This window comes from Methanococcoides seepicolus (assembly GCF_023684405.1).
In the GTDB taxonomy this organism is placed as follows: domain Archaea; phylum Halobacteriota; class Methanosarcinia; order Methanosarcinales; family Methanosarcinaceae; genus Methanococcoides; species Methanococcoides seepicolus.
In genome coordinates this window covers 1-1,864 of the sequence record NZ_JAGSOI010000128.1, presented here as the reverse complement: position 1 = coordinate 1,864, position 1,864 = coordinate 1, and the positions used below count along the sequence as shown (strand labels likewise).

At 45.7% G+C, this 1,864-nt stretch carries 3 protein-coding genes; all 3 read left to right on the top strand.

Features of this window, described 5'->3' with window-relative positions:
- Nucleotides 1-243: deoxyhypusine synthase family protein (locus KDK67_RS13990; RefSeq protein ID WP_250869460.1), on the top strand; the 243-nt coding region annotated here is incomplete at its 5' end.
- A complete protein-coding gene (locus tag KDK67_RS13985) occupies nucleotides 240-1,289 on the top strand; it encodes a decarboxylase (protein ID WP_250869459.1) in 1,050 nt (349 codons plus the stop codon). The genes KDK67_RS13990 and KDK67_RS13985, both read left to right, overlap by 4 nt.
- A gap of 63 nt (nucleotides 1,290-1,352) precedes the next feature.
- On the top strand, nucleotides 1,353-1,864 hold a 512-nt coding region (gene lysS, locus KDK67_RS13980; protein WP_250869458.1), incomplete at its 3' end, for a lysine--tRNA ligase.

Here is a 1,864-nt window from a genome sequence, read left to right as displayed (position 1 = left end):
GGAGGTGCTGAATATGCAGTATATATGACAACTGCTCACCGCACCTCAGGAAGCATGTCGGGAGCTAACACCAATGAAGCAAAATCATGGGGAAAGGTCAAGGACGAAAGTGATGTTGCCACGGTAATAGGAGATGTGAGCATAACCTTCCCTCTGGCAATGATAAGGGCACTTGATGAACTGGCAGCCGATGGTCTGCTTAAAGGGCTACAGGAGAACAGAAGCAGCGGAGTGGTAAAATGAACAGCACCGTATCTGCACCGAGATTCATCCTTTCAAAAAAGATAATACTTGAGCAGTACAGCAAGGTCAAGGACGTAGCGGATATTGTCGCATTCAGCTCAAAGACGAACCCAAAGGTCAGCCCGTTGATCGAAGCTGAGACCGATGGACTACTGAGTGTCCACATGCCAAACGAGCTGAAGCACACAGAAGACATGTCAAGGGTATTGTTCCTGGCACAGGCATGGACACCTGAGATGATAAGGGAGCTTTACGAAAAAGGCATCCGTTCCTTTGCAGTTGATAACGAGTTCGACCTCGACACATTGCTTTCTACAGTCGATGATACCGACTGGAAGATCACATTATTGTTACGCCTCAAGCTCAAGGAACACTCCATACGCACTGAACGTTACTTCGTTTTCGGAATGAGCTCGGACACCATCAACAAAAGGATAGCTCAGCTTAAAGGTAACAAGAACATCGAAAAGCTTGGGGTTCACTTCCACAGGAAAACACAGAACGTGAACGAATGGAAGATCCGGCCTGAGATAGAGGATGCGCTCACAGAAGGAACACTGGAAGCCATCGACATACTGAACATCGGAGGAGGGCTACCTTCAGAATATGCCAACACCAATGTTGATGTCATAAACGGAATATTCAGACGCATATCCGAACTTCGGGAATGGCTTCATGAAAAGAACATCAAGCTCATGATAGAACCGGGCAGGTTCATAGCCGCACCTGCAGGGAAACTTGTGAGCCACATAACAGGAGTATATGATAACAACATCATAGTGAACGCATCTGTATATAACAGCGACATGGATGCGATCCTGGTTCCCGTGAAACTTCGAATTGAAGGAGAGGTCGGCAACGATAGTGGAGAACCCTATGTTGTGAAAGGTTGCACACCCTGTTCCATGGACCTGTTCAGGTATCGTGTTTACTTAAAGGATGAACCAAAGATCGGTGACGAGATGGTGTTCATCAATGCAGGAGCCTACAATTTCTGGTCGAACTTCTGTGACCTTGAAGAAATCGTAACGGAAATCATCGACTAAAAACCAAAACTTATAATATTGAAATCCAATTTTACATCAATTATCTTATTATCGGTGATCAAAATGACTGAAATTACACACTGGGCAGATGTTATTGCTGAAGAAGCAGCAAAAAATGGCAATAAACATCTGGTATCCACCGGAATTACCCCCTCCGGTCACATCCATATAGGGAATATGAGAGAGGTCGTAACAGCTGATGCAGCTTACAGGGCAATGAACGATGCAGGACTCGAATCCGAGTTCATCTACATTGCAGATAATTACGACCCTCTCCGTAAGGTCTACCCGTTCCTCCCTGAAAGCTATGCAGAACATGTGGGAAAACCAATTTCCGAGATCCCATGTCCATGCGGAGAATGTAAGAGCTACGCAGAGCACTTCCTCACACCTTTCCTTGAAGGTCTTGAGAAACTGGGAATACACCCTAAGGTATATCGTGCAGATGAGCTTTACAAGAGCGGAAGGTTTGTCGAAGCCATCAAGGCAGCCCTCATCAAAAGAGATGATATCGCAAAGATCCTGAAAGAAGTATCAGGAAAGGATGTACTTCCTGAGTGGAGTCCTTTCAATCC